Genomic DNA, 22,844 nt, shown 5'->3' on the forward strand with positions numbered 1-22,844 from the left:
GGCTCAGCGAACATAGCGCTGAACCCGCTCACGGGGTTGATCGAGCTTGCCGGTGTAGTGAACCAGCCGGCCCTGGGTGTCGAAGCCCGCCACCGAATAGAAGTAGCCGTCCGGGCGCGACGGGTCGGCCATGGTCGAGACCAGATCCAGCCCTCCGCCGGGCCGGCACATCACGTGATGCAGCGCGATGGGATGGGCCAGCAGGTCGGCGGCGAAGGCCGAGGCTTCGTCATAGGTGCTGCTTTGGGCGCCCCACTGGACCTCTATGGTTCGGGGCTCATGGAAGACGCGCATCGTCACCCGGGCGACCAATCCATCGCACAGCCCTTCGTGGATGCGCACCTCATCCGCCGAGTCGCGGGAATGCCGCGCCGTGACGATGATGCGGTCAGGCGGGGCGGGCTGCGCGGCCGCGGCAGGCGCCGTCGCTCCAGTCAGGCCCAGCATCAGCCATAGCATGGGCCCGTCTCCTCTCTGGCGCGCGGGGGTGGCGTCCCTCATGGGCGTGGCAAGCTCTCTGGCGTCTCTTCGTAGGCGCCGCGGTACACGACGCTCATGCTTGCGACCTCATAGGTCAACATGGACCAGACCACACGGCCGTCCGGTCCCCGCACGGTCGCCACACGCACCGATATATCGCCGCTGGCTTCGCAGTTGATGTAGACGCCGGCCGGCGCGCCGGGGCTGAAGGTCTCTCGTTCGAATTGCGTTTCGGCCGGGAAGGTCGGCGTCCGGCCGTCCACCGTCAGCCGCGCGTCGGTGGCCATATGATCCCACCGCAGGACGAGATGGTGGTCGCCGCAGCGGCCCTCCGCGCTCATGAAGCGGTCGGACGCCGCGTGGCCGCGATCAGCTGTGATGGTGATTACTGGATCGGGCGGCGCAGGCAGCATGCGATCGTTTCACCAGCTTATCAGGCCCATGCGCCCATCGCGAAACCAGACCGCGGCCTCGCTCGCACGGCCGTTTTCGTCCTGCCCCAGGATCCGGACACTCTCGTAAGGGCCGTCAGCACAGCCCACCTCGACACGCGTGAGGAACTTCATGCGCTCACTGATGAGGGCGTTCCATGCAGCGAGGTCTGCTGCGTCAGCACTACTGTCGGCGCCCCTCCATGCCAGAACCCTGAGTCCGTCGCTGTCCTGGGCGAGGTCCAGGCGCATTCGATGGCCGCGGCAGAGGTATCTGCCGGTGAAGCTCAGCCTCGTCCCTGTGAAATTCAGGTTGCGGCGATGCTCGCGCACCTCGGTCGGGACGTCTGTGTCTATCTGATACGGCGGAGTCCCGCGCGGCAGAGGCTCGCCACTAACCAATAAGACGAGGGCTATCGCAATCATGGGGTCTCGTTACCACAGGTCCCGCCGGTATTTGTGGCCTGGGTCTGACGGGCTCCGGCGGTGTTCTGGTACATGTCGTACTCGTACTCATCGCCTCCATGGACGATGTAAATTCGCATCATTGCTGAACTTGCGCCCTGAGACACCATGAAGTCTGGCCACTGCCAGTCACCGGAATTGGGCAGATGATGACTGTCAGTGGGTTGCACCGTAACCCACACGCCAGGGGAGATCTCGCGCTCTGTAGGATGGCTATGAACGACACCGACCACCTGAGACCAGGACGTCAGCCCGAAATCTCCAGGTTGTGAAGCTGGGTTTAGCGCCGTCCATCCGCTGTTCGTTCCCGGCATGAGCGTTGTGCGCTGCAGCTGTCCATTAGCGTCCCGATAGATCAGCGCACCATACTCGCGCCGGTCACTATCGGGCATGTTGCGTATCTCGTCGCGAATGCTTCGGGCCAGTTCATCCGCCCGGCGGTCGTCGCATTCACTCCAGCCTTCCGGCCGCTCGGGAAGGGGCGGCGCATTCGGATCCAGCTGATCCACGTCGCTATCGGGACTGCCGGGCCCGCCGCCTCCGCCGCCGCCGCCGCCATCCCAGGGCGTGATCGGGTTGCCGGTGACCGTTATGCCATCGACCTCGGTGACGTCGTCATCCTCGTCGTTCCAGCTGAACTGCGGTCCGTCGTCAGTCCACGCCGGGGACTTGGCCGTGGCGGCGTAGGGATCGGCCGGAGGCGGCGCTTCCGCCAAGGGTGAGTTGACATCGATCCAGGCGTCCTGAAGCCCGTGGGGCCGCCAGCCGCCATCCTCGAACCACCAGTCGGACATGATCTACCTCCCTCAGCCTGTGCGGGGAGGCTCACACGAGGGAGAGGGGACTGCAACCATCGCGCGAGCAATGTCCACAGCGTGGAGTTTAGCTACTCGCCCGCCGGTTCGGCCTCGCGCCAGTAGGGCTCGACCTGGCCCTTCAGCTTGATGGTCATGGGCAGGCCCTTGCGGTCCAGCGCCTTGCCGGCCAGTACGCGGATCCAGCCCTCGGAGACGCAGTACTCCTCGACGTTGGTCTTTTCCTGGCCGTTGAAGCGGATGCCCACGCCGCGCTCCAGCACGGCTTCGTCGAAGAAGGGCTGGCCGGGGCTGGCGCACAGGCGGTCGGGGGGCGTGTCGGACATAAGTCGTCAGATAGCCGGGTCCGCCCCGCTCGCCAAGGCCGCCTTCTGCTCGCCCCGGTTCAGTATGGTGGTGGCCGCCAGGTCGGCGCTGACATTGCCGACGGTGCGGAAGATGTCCGGCGCCACCTCCACCGCCAGCAGCAGCGGCAGCAGGTCGATGGGCACGCCCATGGCCACGCAGATGGGCGCCATGCTGATGTAGAAGGACACCTGCCCGGGCAGGCCCACCGACGAGATCGACACCGCCAGGGCCACCAACCCCGCCGCGATCATCTGGGGCAGGCCCACCTCGATGCCCATGACGTGGGCGATGAACAGGGCCACCGTCAGGTTCACCGCCGGGCTGGTCATGCGGAACACGGCCACCGCCAGCGGCAGGGTCAGGCCCGCCACCCGCTCCGGCACGCCCAGCTCATCGACCGCGCGCTCCACCATGACCGGCAGGGTCCCCAGCGAGGACTGGGTCGAGAAGGCCACCGCCTGGGCCGGGGCGATGGCGCGCGCGAACCGGGGCAGGGGCACGCCCCCGAACGCCGCGGCCAGCGGATAGGCCGTCAGCGCCACCAGAATGCCCGCCCCGCAGGCCAGCACCACATAGTGGCCGATGGCGCCCGAGGACTCGAACCCCCCCGATAGGCCCAGCGTCATGGCCAGGGCGAAGACGCCCACGGGCGCCGCCCACAGCACCCAGCGCACCACCACGATCATGGCCTCGGCTATTGCCTCGAAGAAACCGACCAGCAGACGCCGCTGATCTTCCCTCAGGCGCGTGACGGCGAAACCGAAGAAGACCCCGAACACCACCAGCGGCAGCATGGCCGTCTCGGCCGCGGCCTTGACCGGGTTGCCGGGCGCCAGCGAGGTCAGCCAGGTGGCGAAGTCAGGCGCGTTGACCTGGGGCGCATCGCCGGCCGCCCCGGCCACCAGGGCCGCGGCCGCGCCCGCATCCACCGGCCACAGCCGCAGGGCCAGCGGAATGACGATGAAGGTCGCCACCACCGTCGCGCTGAGCAGGGTCAGGAACAGGATCACCGCCCGCCGCGTCAGCCGCCCGCTGGCCGCCGCGTCCGCCATGGAGGCGATGCCCGTGATCAGCAGGGCCAGCACCAGCGGCACCACCGTCATCTGCAGCCCTGACAGCCACAGGCTTCCCACGGCCCGCACCGAGGCGGTCAGCCAGTCCGGGGCGGTGTTCAGACCCTTCAGCCAGGCCCCGATGACCAGGCCCAGGATCAGCGCGGTCAGCACGCGCACGCTCAGGGATCGGAACAGGCGCGTCATCTGGGGCTCCCCGCGGAATGGTCCAGCCACTTAAGCACGCCCTCGGCGGCGGCCAAGCCCGTCGCGAAACAGGCCTGGAGCAGATAGCCCCCGGTCGGCGCCTCCCAGTCCAGCATCTCACCGCAGACGAAGACGCCCGGCAGGCGCTTCAGCATCAGGCTCTCGTCCACCTCGCTGAAGGCCACCCCGCCCGCCGACGAGATGGCCCGCTCCAGCCCCTCGACTCCCACGACCGTGAGGGGCAGCGCCTTGATCCGGGCCGCCAGGGCCTGAGGGTCGCGCGGCGGCTCGCCCGCCTCGCGCAGCAGGCCGATGGCCTCAGGCGACAGGCCGGCCGCCTTCCTCAGCCGGTTCGACAGGGACTCGCCCGGCTTCGTCCGCGCCAGCCGCGCGGCCAGCACGGCCGCCTCCAGGTCGGGCTTCAGATCAAGCATCAGCACCGTCTCGCCGCCGCCGGCCAGCGCCTCGCGCGCCCGCGCCGCCAGGGCGTAGATCCCGCCGCCCTCCAACCCTCGCCGGGTGATGACGGCCTCGGCGCGCGTGGTCTGGCCGCCCAGGCGCATGGCCACGCCCTTCAGGGGCCGCCCCGCGAAGCGTTCGGCGAAGGCCGGGCTCCAGTCCAGGCGCAGGCCCATATTGGCGGGCTGAAGATCGCGCACCTCGACGCCGCGCGCCCGCAGCAGGTCCGCCCAGGCGCCGTCCGATCCCAGCCGCGGCCAGCTGGCGCCGCCCAGGGCCAGCGCCACCGCGTCCGCACCCTGCGCCGCTCCGCCCTCGAAGCTCAGCCGCCCCTGGTCGTCCCAGCCGGTCCAGCGGCTGCGTGTGCGAACCTCGACCCCCAAGCCCTCCAGCCGCGCCAGCCACGCCCGCAGCAGGGGCGACGCCTTCATGGCGGTCGGGAACACCCGCCCGCTCGATCCGACGAAGGTCTCCTGACCCAGCCCCCCGGCCCAGGCGCGCAAGGCCGCTGGATCGAGCGCGCGCACCATCGGCTCCAGCACCGCCTGCGCCTCGCCGTAGCGGGACAGGAACCGCTCCAGATCCTCCGAATGGGTCAGGTTCAGCCCGCCGCGGCCCGCCATCAGGAACTTGCGCGCTGCGGACGGCATCTGCTCGTGAACGGTCACGGCCAGCCCGGCCTCGGCCAGCCGCTCGGCCGCCTTCAGGCCGGCGGGTCCGGCTCCGATGATGGCGACAGTCTTCAGGCGGCGATCCCCGGCTCAGCGTTCAGGCTGAGGCGGGAAGTACAGCTTCGAGGTGTCGTAGCCCAGCGCTTCCGCGCGCGCCGTCAGTTCGCGCCTCAGCGCGTCGCTGATCTGCGGATCGCGGGTGAAGATGTTCAGCTCGCCGAAATCGGGCGTCACGCTGATGAACCAGCTGTAGTCGGGCGCCACGGCGGCGACCCAGGTCTCGCGGCTGACAAAGGGCAGATAGGTCACCCGGATGCGGGCGTCGCGGCCGGGGTCCAGGATGCGGCCCTCGCCCTCCACCGCCTTCTCGCGGCCGTCGACCGTGTCGATCCGGCAGGAGTCGCGGACCTCGACCGTATTGGGGCCCGTCCAGGCGCCATAGCGGGTGATCCCCGCCACGCAGCCGCGTGTCAGCCAGGTGGGCCGATAGGCGATCTCGTGCCAGTCGCCGGTGTAGAGCCGCGTCCGGTCGATCTGCGGCACGGGCGGCGGGGCGCCGCCGGGTCCGCGCGCCGTGATGCAGCCGGTCAGGGCCAGGCTGGCGACGAGCGCCAGGGCGGGGACCAAGGGGGATTTCCGGTGCATGTACGCCTCCTGTCGGCTGGACATGGCTCCATACGTCGTTACGCAAGCTTGAGTTCACCGCCCGCCGCCCCACATTGGGCGCTCGCGATTCCACTGGGGGTTACATGGCCGCGCCGCCCGTCCTGTCGATCACGGGACTGACCAAGACCTACGCCTCGGGCCTCCAGGCCCTGAAGCCCGTCGATCTTCAGATCAGCAAGGGCGAGATCTTCGCCCTGCTGGGGCCGAACGGCGCCGGCAAGACCACCCTGATCAGCATCGTCTGCGGCATCGTCACGCCCTCGGGCGGCAAGGTGCTGGTCGACGGCTGCGACATCATCGAGGACTACCGCGGCGCGCGTCAGAAGATCGGCCTGGTGCCCCAGGAGCTGACCACCGACGCCTTTGAGACGGTCTTGGCCACCGTCACCTTCAGCCGCGGGCTGTTCGGCAAGGCGCCGAACCCCGCCCACATCGAAAAGGTGCTCCGCTCGCTCAGCCTGTGGGACAAGCGCAACTCAAAGATCATGACCCTGTCCGGCGGCATGAAGCGCCGGGTCCTGATCGCCAAGGCCCTGTCGCACGAGCCGGAAATCCTGTTCCTGGACGAGCCCACCGCCGGCGTCGACGTGGAGCTGCGCCGCGACATGTGGGCCCTGGTGCGGGAGCTGCGCGACCAGGGCGTGACCATCATCCTGACCACCCACTACATCGAGGAGGCCGAGGAGATGGCCGACCGGGTGGGCGTGATCTCCAAGGGCGAGCTGATCCTGGTCGAGGACAAGACCACCCTGATGCAGAAGCTAGGCAAGAAGCAGCTGACCCTCAACCTGCAGGAGCCGCTGGAGGCCCTGCCGGAGGGCCTGTCGGAATGGCCCCTGGAACTGGCCGCCGAGGGCCACGAAATCCGCTACGTCTTCGACGCCAACGCCGAGCGGACGGGGGTCCCGTCCCTGCTTCGCCGTCTGGCCGATCTGGGCATCGGCTTCAAGGATCTGAACACCACCCAGAGCTCGCTCGAGGACATCTTCGTCAGCCTGGTCCACGAAGAGGGGAGGGCCGCCTGATGAGCTTCAACGGATACGGAGTCTGGGCCATCTACCGCTTCGAGATGGCGCGCGCCCTGCGCACCGTGTGGCAGTCGATCGTCACGCCGGTCATCACCACGGCGCTCTATTTCGTGGTGTTCGGCTCGGCCATCGGCAGCCGCATGACCGAGATCGACGGCACGGCCTACGGCGCCTTCATCGTGCCGGGCCTGATCATGCTCAGCCTGTTCACCCAGTCGATCTTCAACGCCTCCTTCGGCATCTACTTCCCCAAGTTCACGGGCACCATCTACGAGATGCTGTCCGCCCCGGTCAGTCCGCTGGAGATCGTGCTGGGCTATGTGGGCGCCGCGGCCACCAAGTCGGTGGTGCTGGGCCTCATCATCCTGGCGACGGCGGCCTTCTTCGTGCCCCTGCAGATCCTGCATCCCATGGCCATGCTGGCCATGCTGGTGCTGATCGCCGTCACCTTCTCGCTGTTCGGCTTCATCATCGGAGTGTGGGCCCAAAGCTTCGAGCAGCTGCAATTCATCCCCATGCTGATCGTCACGCCCCTGACCTTCCTGGGCGGGTCCTTCTATTCGATCGACATGCTGCCGCCAGTGTGGCGCACCATCACCCTGTTCAACCCGGTGGTCTATCTGATCTCGGGTTTCCGCTGGACCTTCTTCGGCCAGGGCGATGTGAGCCTGGTCTGGAGCCTTGTGGCCACCGGCGGCTTCCTGCTGACCTGCCTGGGCGTGATCGCCTGGATCTTCCGCACGGGCTATCGGCTGAAGACCTGATCCGGCGGCGGGTTCGCCCAAAAATGGGCGCGGTTGGGCGCCAGCGTGGAACGCGGGGGAGCCGTTCGACGCTGACACGTGAGGCCCCCCATGACCCCGCGCGCTCCCAATCCCTATCGGCCCATGATCGAGTGGCGCCCCATGCCGCGCCCGACGCTCAGCTTCGGCGAGCACACGCCGGGCGTCGGCGCGCTCGACTGGCGGGCGCGCCCCACGGCGGTGCCCTCCGCGGCGCCGGAGCCTTCGGCCCGTCCGCCCGAGCCGCGCAGCTTCGCCGAGGCCGAGCCGGTCGAGGTCGCCGAGATCGCCGAGATCGCCGAGGCGCCCGCCGCCGCTCCGATCGGCTCAAGCCTGACCCGGCCCGCTCGGCGATCGCTGCTGTGGGGCGGGGCCGCCGCCGGCGCCGTGGCCGTGGCGGGCCTGTTCTGGATCGGCGCCCAGCGTGCCGATCAGCCCTCGCCGACGGCGCCGGCGACCGTCTCCCAACCGGTCCCCGCTCCAGCCGCCGCCCCGCGTGAGCCGGTCCTGTCCGCCTCCGGATCAACCGCGGCCGGCTCGGACGCCCTCCCCGGGCCCGCACCCGAATCCCGCCCCGCGACGGGCGATAGGCTCCCGACGCCTGAGCCCCGTCCCCCGGTCGCGCGCCAACCCGCCCGCGCACCGGCTTCTGAGCGCCCGGCCCCTCAGGCGGCCGCGGAGACGCAGGCCCAGCCGCCGCAGCCCATTCTGATCCCCTCGGCCCCGCCGGTGGAAACGCCCGCACCCCCGCCCATACCCACGGTCAGCGCGCCGGCCTCCCAGGCGCCGTCCGATCCCGATGCGCCGGTCACGACCCGCCCGGCTGAGATCACGCCGGCCGATCAGGGCTGAAGGATCGCCCGCGCCGTCTCCATCGCCTCGCCATAGGCGCGCCAGCGTCCGACCGAGCTGCGATAGATCGGCCTGCGCACCTGGGCGGCGCTGGCGCTGTCGACCGGGGCCTTGTTCTCGTGGAAGTCCAGGCAGGCCGGATCGAAGGGCAGGCCGCAGAAGTCGAGCAGGCGACGGGTCTCGCCCTCCTGGTCCTCGACCATCTGCTCATAGACGGCCTCGGCATAGCGCTCGGGCGGCAGCGTCGCCTTCAGGTGGTCGGCCAGATCGTTGAAGCCCTTCACGAAGCGCGCCGTCTGCTCCAGGTCGAAGGTGAAGTCGTAGTTGTTGAAGCGCGTGGTGAACTTCTGGCGGAAGATGGCCAGGCAGCTGTCCATGGGATCACGGCGCAGGCAGATGATCCTCGCCTCGGGCAGGGCCTTCAGGATCAGCCCGGCATAGATGACGTTCAGCGGCGTCTTGTCGATCAGCCACCGCACCTGGCCGTCCGCCGTCCAGGCCGCGCGGCTCTGGCGGCGGTAGGCTTCGCCCAGCGCGGCCAGGTGCTGAGCCGGCGCAGCGGCGGCGGCCCGCAGGATGGCCGCATCGGCGAGGCGGCGCCCGCCGGTCCTCGCCAGCTGCCGCACCAGAAGGCCCAGGGTCGGCGGCTCGCCCAGGGACTGCACCTCTGGGTGGCTCGACAGGATGCGGTCCACCAGCGTCGTGCCTGATCGGGGCAGGCCCAGCACGAACAGCGGACGGGGCAGGGGGGCCTCGGCCGGCGCGGCGAAGGGCGGCCGGGCGATCTCGATCGCGGCCTTCAGCATCTCGGCGTCGGCGTCCGCGTCGTTCTTCACCTGGGCCGCCTTGCCGGCCTTGGCCTTCAGCAGCCAGGCCATGGCGGACGCGGGATCGCCCATGTCTTCGTGGGTCTTGGCCAGGGCGTGCCCGATATGCAGCCGCCGCTCGGGGTCGGTGGTCGCGCCGAACAGCTTCTCCAGCTGCGGAATGAAGTTGTTGTCCTCAGTCTGCTTCACCATGCCGACCAGGGCGGAATAGGCGGCGTCGTTGCGCGGATCGGTCTCGATGGCCTTGCGAAAGGCGGCCTCCGACGCGGCCAGGTCGCCCATGTGCTGCTCGGACCAGCCCAGGTTCAGCCACAGGCCGGACCGCTTCGGCGCGCCCTGCGTCGCCGCCCGGAACAGCTCGCGCGCCTGGGCGTGGGCCCCGGTGCGGTTGAACACCACGGCCAGGCTGTCCAGCGCCTCCACGTCGACGCCGGATCGGTCCTTGGGCAGCCGGCTCCAGGCCCGTTCGGCCGCCTGCCGCGCCGCGAGCGGATCGTTGCGCACGAAGTGCAGCCGCGCCTGGAAGGCATGAGCCTCCGGCGACCGGTCCGAGGCCGCGACGGCCCGGCCCAGGAACTCCTCGGCCTCCTTCAGGGCCCCGGACATCAGCGCCGCCTGACCCAACAGCGTCCAGGCGGCGGCGTCGTTCGGATCGGTCCCAAGGGCGCGACGGCACAGAGCCTGCACGTCGCGGAGCCGGCCTTCGCTCAGGGCGCGCCGGGCGGGCGCCAGGTCGGATCGGGGCGGGGCAGGGGCCATGCGGGGGGTTTCCGACGATTTCGCCCGCCTCGCAACCCGGCCCAGCAACCCGGCCCTGCGAGCCGGCCCGCAAGGGCGGCGCCCTCTTGGCCATTGAGCTTGGCCGCCGCCCTGCTACGACTCTCTCCCGGCAGATGGAGGAACGGCCATGGCGATCACGCGACGCACCACTCTGGGATGGCTGACGGCGGGCGCGGCCAGCGCCCCGCTGTTGTCGGCCTGCGCGACCGCGCCTGTGGTCCCTTCCGGCTCGGACAGCGCCTTCGGCCAGATCGCCGCCCAGTGGCTGGACGAGAGCCTGCGCCTGTCGCCGGTGGCCGCCACCGGCCTGGGCGACCATCGTTTCGATCATCTCGTGGACGACGTCTCCACCGCCGGCCGCGCCGCCCAGGTGAACCTGGCCCGCAGCGTGCTGACCCGACTTGACGCCCTTCCCAGCGAAGGCCTCAGCCGCGCCGATCAGGTGGACGCCGCCCTGCTGCGCCAGAACCTTCGGGCCCAGATCTGGTCCGACGCCGAGCTTCAGTCCTGGGCCTGGGATCCGCTGACCTACGCCGCCACGGCGGGCGGGGCGCTTTACAGCCTGCAGGCGCGAGAGTTCGCACCCCTGCCGGACCGGCTGCGCTCGGCCACGGCGCGCATGCGCGCCCTGCCGGCCCTGCTGGCCGAGAGCCGCCGCCAGCTTCAGCCCGCGCGCGTGCCCGAGATTCACGCCACCACCGCCGTCGGTCAGAACCGCGGCCTGCACAGCCTGGTCGACGGCTTCACCGCCGAGGCGAACGCGCTTCAGGGCGCCGAGCGCGAGGCCCTGCTGTCGGCGGCGGCCCAGCTCAAGGCCGCGGTGGACGAACACCAGCGCTGGCTCGAAACCGAGCTGGTCCCCAACGCGCGCGGAAACTGGCGAATCGGCGCCCGCCTCTACGATCAGAAGCTGGCCTACGCCCTGAACTCGGACCTGACCCGCCAGGAGATCGTTCGCCGGGGCGAGCGGGCCCTGGCCGACACCCGCGCCCAGATGTACGTGCTGGCGACCCGCATCCTGGCGGGCCGTCCCGGCGCGCCCGAGACCCCGGCGAACCCCAATGCCGATCAGCAGCAGCACGCCATCGAGGCGGCGCTCGAGCTGGCCTACGCCGAAAAGCCCGGACGCAACGCCATCGTCTCCACCGCCGAGGCCATGCTGGAGCAGACCACCGCCTTCGTGCGCGAAAAGGATCTGGTCACGGTGCCGAACGACCCGATCCGCATCGGCCTGGTGCCCGAGTTCCAGCGCGGCGTGGCCCTCGCCTATTGCGATGCGCCGGGCCCGCTCGATCGCGGCCAGGCCACCTACTACAAGATCGCGCCCCTGCCCGAGGACTGGACCGACGCCCAGGTCGACAGCTTCCTGCGCGAATACAACCTGCGCTCCATGCAGGAGCTGACCATCCACGAGGCCATGCCCGGCCACTACCTGCAGCTGGCCCACTCCAACCGCTACCCATCGGTCATCCGCGCCGTTCTGGGCTCGGGCACCTTCACCGAGGGCTGGGCCTGCTACGCCCAGGACGTCATGGCCGAGGCCGGCTATCTCGGCGGCGAGGACCTCTATCAGCTGGTGCACCTGAAGTGGGTGCTGCGCATGATCGCCAACGCCATGCTCGACCCCGCCGTCCACGCGGGCGACATGACGCGGGACCAGGCCATCGACCTGATGGTGCGCGGGACCTTCCAGCAGGAGCGCGAGGCCGCCGGCAAGTGGACCCGCGCCCAGCTGTCCTCGGCCCAGCTGCCCACCTACTTCGTCGGCTGGGAAGAACACTGGGAGGCCCGCCGCGCCGCCGAGCGCGCCTGGGGTTCAGGCTTCAACCTGAAGCGCTACCACGACGGCCTGCTCAGCTTCGGCTCGCCGCCGGTGCGCTACGCCAGGGCCCTTCTGCTGGACGAGGCGATCCCGGCCTAGCCCTTCGCCTCGGGCTTGAACGGCACATAGCCCCGCTCGACCGCGCGGCGCAGGCCCTCGTAGGCCTCGGCCAGCTCCTCATAGGTCTGGCGCAGGCTGCTCAGCCGCACGGCCTGGTCCGGCCGGATCGGTCGGCCCGGATCGCTCATCAGCAGGGCCTCGTTGATCCACTGCGCCCGCGCCTGGGCGCAGGCCACGGCCATGCGCTGGAAGCCGCGCGCGTCGGCGTGGCGCAGGATCTGGCCCATGACCTCGCGGTTGGCCACGTAGGCGGCGTAGTCGATCTGCTCCAGCTGGCCGCGCAGGCGGCGCTGCTCCTGCGGATCGATGTCCTGCGGCTCGAAGTGGTCGGTGACCCGGCGATAGGTCGAGGTGACGGTTGTGGCCATGACGCGATGCCCAGACAGACCTGTTCAACAGGAGGCTGCGCCGCGCCGGTTAACGAGCCGTGAGCGGGCTCAGCGCCGCCGCAGGGTCCAGTCGATGGTCCCCGTCCCCGAGCGGCCCACGAACTGCGGCCCCTCCAGGGTCAGCATCGCCTGGCCGCCCGAGCCGTCGCTCAGCGTCAGGTCTGGCGCCGCATAGCTCCACCGCGTGAACGGCTGGGGCAGGGCGGTCTCGCAGCCGGCCCCCATGCGCACCCCGCCGCCCGGCTCCAGCGCCAGGTTGCAGGCCTCTCCGCCCCGGCCCGACAGGACGTAGTCGCCCCGAATGGCGGCCTGGTCCGCGTCGGCCTCCACCGGCGCGGCGGGCGCCTCGGCCGGCGCCTGACAGGCCGCCAGCCCGCTCAGCAGCAGCGGCGCCGCGACCAGGCTTGCGTAAATGGATCGCCTCATGACGCTCTCCTCCCGATCCTCTTGTGTCGATTTTGGTTAATGACCACAATAGCTTGTAGAGAACAAACCCCGAAGACGGCGGTGTAAGTGATTCGGACACCCTCTGTTCCGCCACCGTTCCGCCACCGTCGTGGGGGCCGTTAAGCTTCTCCATAACGCAGCCGTCGCCCGAGCGATCCCGTGCATCCGGTCGGCGGGGTTGAGGCCTCGAACCGTTCGTCACAGGATGCTCCCATGCAGGCCGCGCCCGCCCGCCTTCGCCGCTACGGCCCCGGACTGGCCCAGAGCCCGCACGCCCACGAGGGCGCGCACCTGTCGCTGGTGCTGGCTGGAGACTTCGAAGAGACGGTGGGCCGCCGCACCGACCGGGCCGGGTTCGGCCGCCTCGGCGTTCGACCCGAAGGCCTGCGCCACGCCGTGCGCTTCGGCCGCCGCGGCGCCCTGGTGCTGACCCTTGACCTGGGCGGGGCGGACGCGCCGCGCGACCCGGCCTGGACGCCGCCCCTGCCGGAGGCCCAACTGTCGGCCCTCGTCCCGCTGCTGTTCGAGGGCGGGCGCCTGGGTCAGGACGCGGCGTGGGATCTCAAGGCCCTGGCCAGCGCCGACGTCGCGCCCGAGCGACCGCCCGCCACTTGGCTGACCGACCTCTACGAGGCGTTGATCGAGGCGCCCGCCGCCGCCTCGGTCGAGGCCCTGGCCGAGCAGGCCGGGCGCCACCGCGTCCATGTCTCGCGCAGCTTCGCCGCCGCCTTCGGCCGGCCCATCGCCGTGGTCCGGCGCCAGGCCATGCTGGATCAGGCGCTCTGCGCCCTGGCCTCCGGGCAGTCCGCCGTTCAGGCCGCGCTGGACGCCGGCTTCTACGACCAGAGCCATTTCAGCCGCGTCTGCCGCCAGGTCACGGGCCTGGCCCCCCGCGCCCTGATGGCCCGCGCCGCCTGAGGCGTTACATTCGTCCAAGACGGCGGTCGGCTTCCGGCTCCAGGCTCGGCGCGTGTTCAAGGAGCCGCCATGTCCCGCCTGCTGATCGCCCTGCTCGCCTCGTCCAGCCTGATGGCCGCGCCGGTCCCGACCGCCGCCCGGACCGACCCAGCGGCCGCCGTCGCCCCCGTCTCGGACGCCGACTTCCAGCGTGCGTCCCAGCAGCTTCTCGACCTCGCCCGCGCCGCCCAGGTCGCGCCCGGCGCCTCGCCCGCCATGGCGGTGATCATCGTGCGCCGGGGGCAGGCGCCGATCATCTGGGTTGAGGGCCGCCTCGACGCCCGCGGTGACCGCGCGGCGGACGCCGACACCCCCTTCTACATCGCCTCCCAGACCAAGGCCTATACGGGCCTCCTGGCTCAGCGGCTGGACGAGCGCGGCGTCTTCGATCTGGATCAGACCATGACCGACGTCTGGCCCGGCCTGCGCATGCCCCAGGGCGTCGATCCCTCGGCCATCACCTTCCGTCAGCTGCTCAGCCACCAGGCGCCGTTCGAGAACGACGCCATCACCTTCCGCGCGGCCTACACCGACCTGGTGCCCTATGCCGACTATCCGCGCCTGCTGGCTCAGGCGTCGACCCCGCGCGAGGCGGGCTTCCGGTATGACAACCTCGGCTACAACGTCTACGCGGCGGCCCTGCACGCCCGCACCGGCAAGGACTGGCGCGACTGGCTGCGCGACGACCTGTTCCAGCCGCTGGGCATGAACCGGACCTCGGCCCGCACCTCGGACTTCCCCGCCGCAGAGCTGGCGGCCTACCACCAGTGGATGGGCGGCGACGACTGGAGCGTCACGCCGGTCAAGCCTGACGACACCATGCAGGCTGCTGGAGGTCTGGTGACCTCTCCCCACGACATGGCCCGCTGGCTTCAGGTCCAGCTGGGCGAACCTAACCCGGTCGTCACGCGCGATCAGGTCGCGGCTACCCATGTCCAGCAGGTCGCCGCCGAAATTCGCGGCGATGTGGTTCCGTGCCAAGGCTATGGCTTAGGCTGGAACATTTGCCGGTTAGGACAAGCCGACGTGCGCGTGCACGGCGGCGGCTATACCGGGGTGCGGTCGGTCATGGCTGTCTCGCCCGATCTCGGGGTGGGGTTCGCCGTCCTCACCAACAGCGACAGCATGACCGGCGGGCTGACCCAGATGCTCACCCAGATCTTCTTCGAGTCCCTGCAGAATTCGGCCCACCCAGCCCCGACCGCCGAGCAGATGACGGCGCAGTACGGTAGGCGCATCCAGCGCCTGCTGGAGGGCCGCCGCCAGGGCCTGGAGCGAGCCCGCGCCGACGCCCAGTGGGGCGGCTGGTCCTGGACGCCCTCGGCGAGCGAGCTTGACGCCTATGCGGGGCGCTACCGCAGTCCGACGCTGGGCGACCTTGTGATCGACCGGGAAGGCCAGGCGCTGACCGCGCGGCTGGGCGTCATTCGCGCGACGCTTCAGGCCGCCCAGGCCGACCTGTTCGGCGTCCAGACCGGCCCCTTGGACGCGCCGCAGCCGGTGCGTTTCGCGCGCGGCGCTGACGGCCGCATCCAGGCCCTCGACTGGACCGGCGACCGTTTCGAGCGGGTGGAGTGACGGCGGCCGTCCGCGAACGACCGCCGCCTCCCCCTCAACGGCAATCGCGCGCCGCCGTTTCACCAGCCAGGGCCGCGACTATCGAACCGGTGGATTCGGCATGCAGGCCCGCCTGCCCCAGCTTGTGGCTGGTGTAGTAGAGCAGGCTCCGATCAGGCGAGAACTCTGGCCCGTACTCGAAGGTGGAAGAGTTCACATCCTCCCCTAGCGGGACGGGCCGACTCCACCCCGTCCACATGCGAAAGGCGATGAACAGGTCGTCACGCCCCCGGCCCTGGGGATCGTCCGTCCTGTTGAAGACGATCAGGCATTCGTCGGGCGTGACCGCCAGCGTAGACTCCACCAGAGGCGTGTTCAGCTCAGCCAGCGGCGCGACCGAATAACCCGCCGCGCCCGGTGAGGCCCGGTAGAGGTCGACTGGCCCGCCGCCCTCGTTCGCACGCGAGGACGAGAAGTAGATGACGCCGCCGTGGACCTGGACCGCATCGATCTCGTCTCGATCTGAATTGATGGGCTCCGGCAGGGGAGTCGGCAGGCCCCAGCGCTCTCCGTCCCAGGACACGCGCCAGATGTTCAGGTCCCGCCGGTCCGCCGTCGCGCCGGGTATGGAGCGGTTGGACGTGAACAGCAGGCTGCGCCCGTCCGGTGCGAAATGGGCCGCCCTGCCGTCCAGGCCGGCGTTGAAGGGCGCTTCCTGGGGCTCGCTCCACACGCCGCCGATGCGCCGCGAGACATGGAGCCTGTGATTACGCCAGTCGGCGTCGTGACGGCCGAAGATCACCACGTCGCCTGAGGGGTGAAGAGTCATCCAGGCTTCTCCCCCAGGCCCGTCGACCACAGAGGGTAGGCCGCCCTCGGGCTCTGGCGGCTGACCGGGGCTCAGGAAGGAGAAGACGGCCGCGACAATGGCGGCGGTGAGTTCAGTGAGTTGCATGGCTGATACACGGGCGCGAAAGGCCCGCCGCCCGGAGGACGGCGGACCCTCCGTTCAGGCCCGCACCCCCGTGCGCCAGCCGGCGCTGTCGTGCTCCATATATTCGGCCACGGCGGCGGCCATGTCTTCGCCGAAGTAACGGGCGACCACGTGCAGGGCGCTGTCGATGCCCGAGGTCAGGCCGCCGGCGCTGACCAGATTGCCGCTATCCACGAAGCGTCGCCCCCGCAGAAGATTCACCTGCGGAAACTGTTCGGTGAAGCGATCATAGAAGTTGTGATGGGTGGTCACGCTCCTTCCGTCCAGAAGGCCCGTCCGGGCCATCAGGAAGGCGCCGGTGCATACTGGCATGATGACATGGGCCTGATCATACACCTGCCTCAGCCACGCGACCTTCACGTCGGTCGTGGGGCCTGGCCTCACGCCTCCAGCCTGCGCGGGGATCACCACCACATGCGGCTGCGGCGCCGTATCCAGGCTGTAGGTGGGCGTGATGATCATACCGCCCGTGACTCGGATTGGCTCTGCTGTGGGCGCGACCACCTGCAGCTCAAAGGAGGGATTCCGGTGATCGGCGAACACATCCTGGAACACCTCCCACGGTCCGGCGAAGTCAATCATGGTGGCCTGTTCATCGAGCAGGAAGGCTACCCGGATTGGTCCTTGCGGGCGGGGCAGGGGGTCCAACTGCTTGGCATGAGCGGCGGTTAAACCCGCGCAGAGGGCGCTGGCGCCCACGGTCGCGGTCAGGGTTGCGCCCGCCATCAGGGCGCGTCTCGTGGTCTTGATCTTGGTCATGGTCGTCATCCTTTGTTCGACCTGAATTTCGGACCACCGCGCGCGGGCGCGCACGCTCGCGCGAAGCGGCGGTTTCGCGTTGAAATCAGACGTTCAGGATGACGGGGGGGGGCGTGGGATCGTGGCGGCGGGGCGGCCAGACCCAGGCTTAAAACCTGCGGCGTCGCTCCGGGCGTCCGCTCGAATGCGGCCGGGTAGAGGATCGGCTGACGCAACTGGAGCGGTCGGTCAGGTTCGACCGCCAGCACAGGCGGCGCGCAATGCCGGCTGTGCGTCCAGGTGACCGCGGGAGACTCGCGCTTGCGCTCCGGGGTCCACTCGGCGGAGGTGCGCATTACGCCGTTGGCGGTGCACAAGGTGAGGATGGGCGCCTCGCCCGGCGCCTGGCTCAGCATATAGCCGGGGGGCACCGCCAGCCGCAGCATGAGGATCATCACCGTCAGGACGATCGTCCTGACGTCGATCCTCGTTGCGCTGTTGCGGCGCAGAGGCATGGCCCCTCTCCTCAGACGAAACCAGCCTGACACGGAACCGCCGCTAGCGAAAGGAGATGGTTGCCAAGCCATGGCCAACCGGGCGAAATCCCCCGCCACAGACGTGAGGGGACGACGCCATGCAGGTTCAGGACGCCGCCGCGCCCACGGCGCTGATCACCAATGACGCCGTGGTCATGGGCCTGCTGGCCCTGATCCTGGCCTTCGTCTTCTGGAGCTCCAGCCTGACGAACGGCCTGGCCCGGCGTTTCTACGCGATCTTCCCGCCGCTGCTGCTCTGCTACTTCCTGCCCTCGCTGCTGACGACCTTCGGCCTGGTGGATCCGGAGGAGTCGCGCCTCTACTTCGTGGCCTCGCGCTACCTACTGCCGGCGGCTCTGGTGCTGCTGACCTGCTCGGCCGACCTGCCCGCCACGCTCAAGCTGGGGCCCAAGGCGCTGATCATGTTCTTCACCGGCACGCTGGGCGTCATGATCGGCGGCCCCATCGCCCTGTTCCTGACCAGCCTGATCGCGCCGGACCTGCTGGGCGCCGGGCCCGAGGCCATCTGGCGCGGCATGGCCACCGTGGCCGGCAGCTGGATCGGCGGCTCGGCCAACCAGGCCGCCATGTACGAAATCTTCGGCGCCGGACCGGACGTCTTTTCCATCTGGGTGGCGGTGGACGTGATGATCGCCAGCGCCTGGATGGCGGTGCTGCTGTGGATCGCCGCCAACCAGCGGGCCGTCGATCGCTTCTTCCGCGCCGACTCGTCCGCCGTGGACGCCGTCCGCGCCAAGGCCGAGGCCTATGAGGCCGAGCACGCCCGCAACCCGACGCTCAAGGACCTCATGATCATCCTGGGCGTGGGCCTGGGCGCCATGGGGATTTCCCACGCCGTGGCCGATCCCCTGGCGGCCTGGTTCGAGGCCAGCGTCCCGTGGAGCGACCGGGTCTCGCTCGATTCCAGCTTCTTCTGGCTGGTGCTGATCGCCACCGTCATCGGGGTGATCCTGTCCTTCACCCCGGCGCGCAAGCTGAACGGCGTCGGCGGCGGCAAGGTGGGCTCGGTGTTCGTCTATATCCTGGTGGCCACCGTCGGCCTGAACATGAATGTGGCCGCCATTCTGGACAGCCCCGCCTTCTTCCTCATCGGCGCGGTCTGGATGCTGATCCACGCGGCCCTGATGATCGGCGTGGCGCGCCTGATCCGCGCCCCGTCCTTCTTCCTCGGCGCGGGCTCCATGGCCAATATCGGCGGGGCGGCCAGCGCCCCGGTCGTGGCCGCCGCCTTCCATCCTTCGCTGGCGCCCGTGGGCGTGCTGCTGGCGGTGCTGGGCTATATCGTCGGCACGGCGGCGGGGTGGGCCACGGGCCTGGCCATGGCGGCCATCTCCGGCGCGGCGCTCTAAGCCCCAGGGCCCGGACCTAGGGAGCCTGACGCCAGGCTGGGCGTTTCAGGCGGCATGACCGCCGCCGCCCAGAAACAGGCCGAGACCCACTACGCGCGGGATCTGGTCCGCGCCTTCGGCGGCGCGCTGATCTTTGCCGTGCCGCTGTTGATGACCATGGAGATGTGGTGGTTCGGCTTCCACATGGACCGGGTCCGCATGGCCGTCTTCATCGCCGCCTCGGCGCCGCTGCTGATCGGCCTGGCCTATTACGCCGGCTTCTCGCACCGGCAGAACCTGCTGGACGCCACGCTCGACGCCTTCGCGGCCCTGGCCGTCGGCGCGGTGACGGCGTCGGTCCTCCTGGTGCTGGTCGGCGCGCTTCAACAGGGCGATGCGCCGCGCCAGCTGATCGGTCAGGTTTCCCTTCAGGCGGTGCCGGCCGCCATCGGCGCCCTGCTGGCGCGACGTCAGTTGCGGGGCGGCGGCGCGCCCGAAGACAAGAAGCCTGAGACCTATGCGGGCGAACTGTTCCTCATGGTCATCGGCGCCCTGTTCCTGGCCCTGAACCTCGCCCCCACCGAAGAGATGGTGCTGATCGCCTGGCGGGCCTCGCCCTGGCATATGCTGGCGCTGCTCGCCCTGTCGCTCGGGGTCATGCACGTCATCGTCTATCAGGCCGGCTTCGGCGGGCAGGAAGAGCACGGCCGCCCGCTGACCGCCTTCTTCCACTTCACCCTGGCCGGGTATGGGCTGGTGCTCCTCACCGGCCTTTTTGTCCTGTGGCTGTTCGGGCGCACGGATGGCCAGGCCCTGTCCGAGATCGTCGCCACGTGCGTCGTGCTGGGCTTTCCGGCCGGATTGGGCGCCGCCGCCGCGCGGCTGCTGGTGTAGCCATGGCCGCCAGGAAGGACAGGAAGGGCGAAATCGCCGGACGCCCCATCCTCGAATGGGCCATGGCCGCGCTCGGGGCGCTGCTGACGCTGACCGCGCTGGGCTTCATTCTCATGGACCTGCGCACCGCCGCGCGCCCGCCTGAGCTCAGCGTCCGGCTGGTCGAGACGCGCGCAACGTCTACGGCCACCTATGCCGAGATCGAGGTGCGCAACGCCGGCGGCCAGACCGCCGCCCAGGTGCATGTGGAAGGACAGGCCGGTCCCCACGGCGCCGCGGCCGTGCTCGACTACGTCCCGGGCCGCGGCCGCGAGCGGGCCACGCTTGTCTTCCCCACCCAGGCGCCTCCACCGTCGCGGCTGCACGTGGTCGGCTGGAGCGAGCCCTAAACGCCTCAGTCGATCGCCGGCGCCTGTTCGATCACCGGCCCCCGCGCGCCGGCTTCCGGGTCGCGGCCGTTGGGGTCGCTGGCCTTGGGCACATAGGTCAAAAGGGCCGAGTCCGACCACGTCCCGTCCGCGTTGCGGGTCTGGAAGTGCTGGATCACGTGCCCGTTCGGCAGCGGGGTCCAGGCGCCACGGATCGGGCCGCGCTGGACGATGCCGTTGCGGCCGAACAGCATCTGCTCGGCGTGCAGCACCATCTGGCCGCGCGCGTTCAGGGCGCCGCGATAGCCGGCGTAGTTGTTCGTGCCCATCCACTCCTGTCGCCACTCGCCGCTGTCGGGATCGACGAAGTTCAGGCTCAGGCCCTCGACGCCGCCCGCGTTGGTCCACTCTTCCAGAACGGCGCAGCCGCTCGAGCGCTTGGAGATGCGGCTGCTTCCGCCCAGCTGGCCGTTGCGGCCATAGACGTTCCACTCGCCGACCCAGAAGTCGAACTCGTTGGCGTGGGGCACGGCGGCGCAGCCCGGGGGCGGTCCGGGCGGCGGCGTCTGGGCCAGGGCGGGCGCGGAAACAGCTAGGGCGGCGGCGGTCATCAGGCGAAGCAGCATGCGGCAGGTCTCCCCATTCGCGGCCAAGCCTGCCGCGCACGCGTGAGAAGGTATCCGCGTTCAGGCCCCGACGAACGAAAGAATCTACCAACCGCCGCCCTGCCGTCACCAGGATCAGGCCAGATACCGCTCGGCCCAGGCCGCGATCAGTCCGGCGGTCCAGTCGGCGTCCGCCGGGTCCGTCAGCAGATGGTCCGCGCCGTCCAGGGCCACGAAGCTCTTGGGGTGCCGCGCCGCCTGAAAGATCAGCCCCGCCTGGTCGACGCCCACCACCTCGTCGCGCGGCGCGTGCAGCACCATCAGGGCCGCGTCCAGCCGGGCCAGCCGTTCCGCCTGATCGTGGCGCTCCACCTCGCGCACGAAGGTCTCGCTCAGCCGGATGTCTCGCCCGCCCGCCCGGCCCATGCCCTCGCGCGCGTTCACCGTCTCCAGCACATGGGCCACGTCGAAGGGCGCGCCCAGCGTGGCCACCGCGCGCACGCCCGGCGTATCGCCCGCCGCGGCGATCACCGCCGCGCCGCCCAGGCTGTGCCCGACCAGCAGGGCGGGGGCCATGCCCGCGCTCGCCAGCGCCCTGGCCGCCGCCGTCACGTCCGCCACGTCGGTGCAGAAGCCTTCGGGCGCGGGCGCCTCGCCCAGGCCCGCGAAGTCGAAGCGCAAGACGCCGATCCCCCGCGCCGCCAGCCCCCGGCTGATGCGCACCGCCGCCAGGCTGTCGCGCCCGCAGGCGAAGCAGTGGGCGAACAGGGCCCAGCCGCGCGCCGGGCCGTCCGGCCGCTCCAGCCGACCCTCGACCGGGCGGCCGTTGGCGGCGGTGAAGGCGAAGGCTTCGGTCAGCGGCACGCCGTCACGGCCCGTCGCAGCGCCTCGGCGGCCGGCACGGTCAGGGATGGGCCCTGCGGCGCCTCCACCGTGATCGGCGTCTCGGTCTGCGCAAGGAGGGCCGCCGCCTCGCTGTCCGGCGCCGTCTCGCCGCGCCAGATGTAGTCCGGCCCCAGCTGGGTCGCCTCGGCGCTCGCGGGCAGGGTCGCGCTGCGGCCGCCGCTGCTCAGCCGGATCTGCCCCTGGGCGTCCGCCGCCGCCGCTGTGTAGCGCCGCAGCACCAGCCGCGCCGCGCCGCCCGATCCCTCGCAGCCGACGCTCAGCACGCCCTCGGACTGGGGCGGGCCATAGACCGCCAGCTGGCTCGTGTCGTTCAGCACCCAGGCCATGGACGGGTCCGGCCTGTCCTGCGGCGCCTGCTCGCCCGCCGGCTCGGGCGCGGGCTGGGTGCCGGGCACGGGCTCCACCGTGGTCGGCGGCGCCGGCTCGGCCTCACAGCCGGCCAGGACAAACGCCAGCGCCAGCCCTGAGACGGCCAGGGGGATCTGTCTGCGGGTCATGTTCGCCTCCGCTGTCTGCCAGTCAGAGCCTAACCCGCCAGCGGCCCCGATTGTTCAGCTTTGCGGCGCGTGGACGATCAGCTGGATCTCCACCACCCCGCCGGGCGCCAGCAGGCCCGTGGTCCCCACCGCCGTCCAGGCGGGGTGCGGCCCCGTGATGAACTCGCGCTTGACCCGGTCGATGATGGTCACCTGCTCCATGCGCGTGCCGGAAAAGCCCGGCCCTTCCCAGACGTGGAAGCTGTTGATCATGACCACGTCGTTGAAGGTCACGCCCGCCGCCGTCAGGGTCCGCTGCAGATGCTGGAAGGTCCGCCGCACCTGGGCCTCGAAGGCGGCGGCGTCCGTACCCTCGCCGGGCGCGGCGCCCGCGATGGCGCCCGAGACGTACAGCGTGTCGCCCGCCCGCCGCGCCGGGGCGTAGCCGATCTCGTCATAGGCCCGCTGCGACCCGGCCGAGGGGATGATGACCTCGCCGCCCGGCGCCTCGATGCGGCGCGGATACTCCTGGGCGGCGGCGGGCAGGGCGATCAGCGCGCAGGCGAGAGGGAGGGCGAGGGCGAGGGGCAGGCGGGTCATGGGAGTCTCCGATCTTGCGGCCCGCCAGCCATGCCGCGCCCCGGCCCGCCCGCCAACTTAAGCTTTGGACAGACGCGCGCCCCGGCCCTATGGTCCGCCCGTTCACCCGGGGGCCGCAAGCGAGCGGCTGAGATAGGGGTCTCTCCCCTGACCGGCCGAACCTGATCCGGGTCATGCCGGCGAAGGGAGGGAGCGTTCTTCGGGCCACCCGTACGCCCGAAAC

The 22,844-nt window shown here is 70.5% G+C and carries 27 protein-coding genes and 1 riboswitch; of the genes, 9 read left to right on the top strand and 18 right to left on the bottom strand.

The features are described 5' to 3' along the window. Positions 1–3: 3 nt before the first annotated feature. The 8 genes from Q0812_RS00975 to Q0812_RS01010 form a co-directional block, all read right to left on the bottom strand. Entirely contained in the window at positions 4–459 is a 456-nt protein-coding gene (locus Q0812_RS00975; protein ID WP_302108423.1) for a hypothetical protein, read from the bottom strand. A gap of 38 nt (positions 460–497) precedes the next feature. Continuing rightward, on the bottom strand, positions 498–893 hold the full coding sequence (locus Q0812_RS00980) for a hypothetical protein (RefSeq protein WP_302108424.1): 396 nt from the start codon (positions 891–893) through the stop codon (positions 498–500). A gap of 9 nt (positions 894–902) precedes the next feature. Beyond that, positions 903–1,337 carry a hypothetical protein gene (locus tag Q0812_RS00985; protein ID WP_302108425.1) on the bottom strand — a complete coding sequence of 145 codons (435 nt, stop codon included), beginning with the start codon at positions 1,335–1,337 and terminating at the stop codon, positions 903–905. Further along, on the bottom strand, positions 1,334–2,170 hold the full coding sequence (locus tag Q0812_RS00990) for a hypothetical protein (RefSeq protein ID WP_302108426.1): 837 nt from the start codon (positions 2,168–2,170) through the stop codon (positions 1,334–1,336). The genes Q0812_RS00985 and Q0812_RS00990 overlap by 4 nt, the downstream gene beginning before the upstream one ends. A 92-nt stretch (positions 2,171–2,262) precedes the next feature. Then, positions 2,263–2,517 (bottom strand): DUF3297 family protein, encoded by a 255-nt coding sequence (locus tag Q0812_RS00995; protein ID WP_302108427.1) that lies wholly within the window; start codon positions 2,515–2,517, stop codon positions 2,263–2,265. Between the two features lie 6 nt (positions 2,518–2,523). After that, the gene (locus Q0812_RS01000; protein ID WP_302108428.1) at positions 2,524–3,798 is read right to left on the bottom strand and encodes a dicarboxylate/amino acid:cation symporter; all 1,275 of its coding nucleotides are present in this window, start codon (positions 3,796–3,798) and stop codon (positions 2,524–2,526) included. Further along, positions 3,795–4,988, bottom strand: coding sequence for a TIGR03862 family flavoprotein (locus Q0812_RS01005; protein ID WP_302109186.1), 1,194 nt, complete (start codon positions 4,986–4,988; stop codon positions 3,795–3,797). Before Q0812_RS01005 ends, Q0812_RS01000 begins: the two co-directional genes overlap by 4 nt. Before the next feature lie 30 nt (positions 4,989–5,018). Beyond that, positions 5,019–5,597, bottom strand: coding sequence for a lipocalin family protein (locus tag Q0812_RS01010; RefSeq protein ID WP_302108429.1), 579 nt, complete (start codon positions 5,595–5,597; stop codon positions 5,019–5,021). A gap of 80 nt (positions 5,598–5,677) precedes the next feature. Here Q0812_RS01010 and Q0812_RS01015 point away from each other — a divergent pair, with 80 nt between their 5' ends. From Q0812_RS01015 to Q0812_RS01025, 3 genes are all read left to right on the top strand, one after another. Then, positions 5,678–6,619: an ABC transporter ATP-binding protein gene (locus Q0812_RS01015; RefSeq protein ID WP_302108430.1), complete on the top strand. Its 942-nt coding sequence runs from the start codon at positions 5,678–5,680 to the stop codon at positions 6,617–6,619. Further along, a complete protein-coding gene (locus Q0812_RS01020; protein ID WP_302108431.1) occupies positions 6,619–7,386 on the top strand; it encodes an ABC transporter permease in 768 nt (255 codons plus the stop codon). Before Q0812_RS01015 ends, Q0812_RS01020 begins: the two co-directional genes overlap by 1 nt. A 90-nt stretch (positions 7,387–7,476) precedes the next feature. Then, on the top strand, positions 7,477–8,256 hold the full coding sequence (locus Q0812_RS01025) for a hypothetical protein (RefSeq protein ID WP_302108432.1): 780 nt from the start codon (positions 7,477–7,479) through the stop codon (positions 8,254–8,256). Here Q0812_RS01025 and Q0812_RS01030 read toward each other — a convergent pair. Beyond that, positions 8,247–9,842, bottom strand: coding sequence for a tetratricopeptide repeat-containing sulfotransferase family protein (locus Q0812_RS01030; RefSeq protein WP_302108433.1), 1,596 nt, complete (start codon positions 9,840–9,842; stop codon positions 8,247–8,249). The two genes, Q0812_RS01025 and Q0812_RS01030, sit on opposite strands and share 10 nt — an antisense overlap. A 148-nt stretch (positions 9,843–9,990) precedes the next feature. Here Q0812_RS01030 and Q0812_RS01035 point away from each other — a divergent pair, with 148 nt between their 5' ends. Next, complete coding sequence (locus tag Q0812_RS01035; protein WP_302108434.1) at positions 9,991–11,784, top strand: DUF885 domain-containing protein; 1,794 nt, start codon at positions 9,991–9,993, stop codon at positions 11,782–11,784. Here Q0812_RS01035 and Q0812_RS01040 read toward each other — a convergent pair. Further along, positions 11,781–12,173 carry a hypothetical protein gene (locus tag Q0812_RS01040; RefSeq protein WP_302108435.1) on the bottom strand — a complete coding sequence of 131 codons (393 nt, stop codon included), beginning with the start codon at positions 12,171–12,173 and terminating at the stop codon, positions 11,781–11,783. The genes Q0812_RS01035 and Q0812_RS01040 overlap by 4 nt on opposite strands. A gap of 69 nt (positions 12,174–12,242) precedes the next feature. After that, a complete protein-coding gene (locus Q0812_RS01045; protein ID WP_302108436.1) occupies positions 12,243–12,620 on the bottom strand; it encodes a hypothetical protein in 378 nt (125 codons plus the stop codon). Between the two features lie 234 nt (positions 12,621–12,854). Between Q0812_RS01045 and Q0812_RS01050 the strand changes: the two genes are divergently transcribed. Together Q0812_RS01050 and Q0812_RS01055 are read left to right on the top strand one after the other, a co-directional pair. Continuing rightward, a complete protein-coding gene (locus tag Q0812_RS01050; RefSeq protein ID WP_302108437.1) occupies positions 12,855–13,559 on the top strand; it encodes a helix-turn-helix domain-containing protein in 705 nt (234 codons plus the stop codon). Between the two features lie 69 nt (positions 13,560–13,628). After that, positions 13,629–15,176, top strand: coding sequence for a serine hydrolase (locus tag Q0812_RS01055; protein ID WP_302108438.1), 1,548 nt, complete (start codon positions 13,629–13,631; stop codon positions 15,174–15,176). Positions 15,177–15,210: 34 nt separating this feature from the next. Here Q0812_RS01055 and Q0812_RS01060 read toward each other — a convergent pair whose 3' ends face one another. The 3 genes from Q0812_RS01060 to Q0812_RS01070 all read right to left on the bottom strand — a co-directional run bounded on the left by Q0812_RS01060 (position 15,211) and on the right by Q0812_RS01070 (position 17,402). Next, entirely contained in the window at positions 15,211–15,984 is a 774-nt protein-coding gene (locus Q0812_RS01060) for a sialidase family protein (RefSeq protein ID WP_302108439.1), read from the bottom strand. 180 nt (positions 15,985–16,164) lie between these two features. Next, a complete protein-coding gene (locus Q0812_RS01065; RefSeq protein WP_302108440.1) occupies positions 16,165–16,908 on the bottom strand; it encodes a GlxA family transcriptional regulator in 744 nt (247 codons plus the stop codon). A 5-nt stretch (positions 16,909–16,913) separates the two neighbouring features. After that, a complete protein-coding gene (locus tag Q0812_RS01070; protein WP_302108441.1) occupies positions 16,914–17,402 on the bottom strand; it encodes a hypothetical protein in 489 nt (162 codons plus the stop codon). 119 nt (positions 17,403–17,521) lie between these two features. Here Q0812_RS01070 and Q0812_RS01075 point away from each other — a divergent pair, with 119 nt between their 5' ends. From Q0812_RS01075 to Q0812_RS01085, 3 genes are read left to right on the top strand one after another with little or no spacing between them, the layout of a single operon-like run. Further along, entirely contained in the window at positions 17,522–18,793 is a 1,272-nt protein-coding gene (locus Q0812_RS01075; protein WP_302108442.1) for a DUF819 family protein, read from the top strand. 54 nt (positions 18,794–18,847) lie between these two features. Next, positions 18,848–19,666, top strand: coding sequence for a TIGR02587 family membrane protein (locus Q0812_RS01080; RefSeq protein ID WP_302108443.1), 819 nt, complete (start codon positions 18,848–18,850; stop codon positions 19,664–19,666). Between the two features lie 2 nt (positions 19,667–19,668). Next, the gene (locus Q0812_RS01085) at positions 19,669–20,055 is read left to right on the top strand and encodes a hypothetical protein (RefSeq protein ID WP_302108444.1); all 387 of its coding nucleotides are present in this window, start codon (positions 19,669–19,671) and stop codon (positions 20,053–20,055) included. 5 nt (positions 20,056–20,060) lie between these two features. On the opposite strand, the gene Q0812_RS01090 is transcribed toward Q0812_RS01085, so the two are convergent. The 4 genes from Q0812_RS01090 to Q0812_RS01105 all read right to left on the bottom strand — a co-directional run bounded on the left by Q0812_RS01090 (position 20,061) and on the right by Q0812_RS01105 (position 22,621). Then, positions 20,061–20,660, bottom strand: coding sequence for a hypothetical protein (locus Q0812_RS01090; RefSeq protein ID WP_302108445.1), 600 nt, complete (start codon positions 20,658–20,660; stop codon positions 20,061–20,063). A 114-nt stretch (positions 20,661–20,774) separates the two neighbouring features. Next, positions 20,775–21,503, bottom strand: coding sequence for an alpha/beta hydrolase family protein (locus Q0812_RS01095; protein WP_302108446.1), 729 nt, complete (start codon positions 21,501–21,503; stop codon positions 20,775–20,777). Then, positions 21,494–22,042, bottom strand: coding sequence for a hypothetical protein (locus Q0812_RS01100; protein WP_302108447.1), 549 nt, complete (start codon positions 22,040–22,042; stop codon positions 21,494–21,496). The genes Q0812_RS01095 and Q0812_RS01100 overlap by 10 nt, the downstream gene beginning before the upstream one ends. Before the next feature lie 54 nt (positions 22,043–22,096). After that, the gene (locus Q0812_RS01105; RefSeq protein ID WP_302108448.1) at positions 22,097–22,621 is read right to left on the bottom strand and encodes a Rid family hydrolase; all 525 of its coding nucleotides are present in this window, start codon (positions 22,619–22,621) and stop codon (positions 22,097–22,099) included. Positions 22,622–22,717: 96 nt separating this feature from the next. Continuing rightward, positions 22,718–22,826: riboswitch (TPP riboswitch) on the top strand. Positions 22,827–22,844 lie beyond the last annotated feature (18 nt).

Source organism: Peiella sedimenti (genome assembly GCF_030504955.1).
In the GTDB taxonomy this organism is placed as follows: domain Bacteria; phylum Pseudomonadota; class Alphaproteobacteria; order Caulobacterales; family Caulobacteraceae; genus Brevundimonas; species Brevundimonas sedimenti.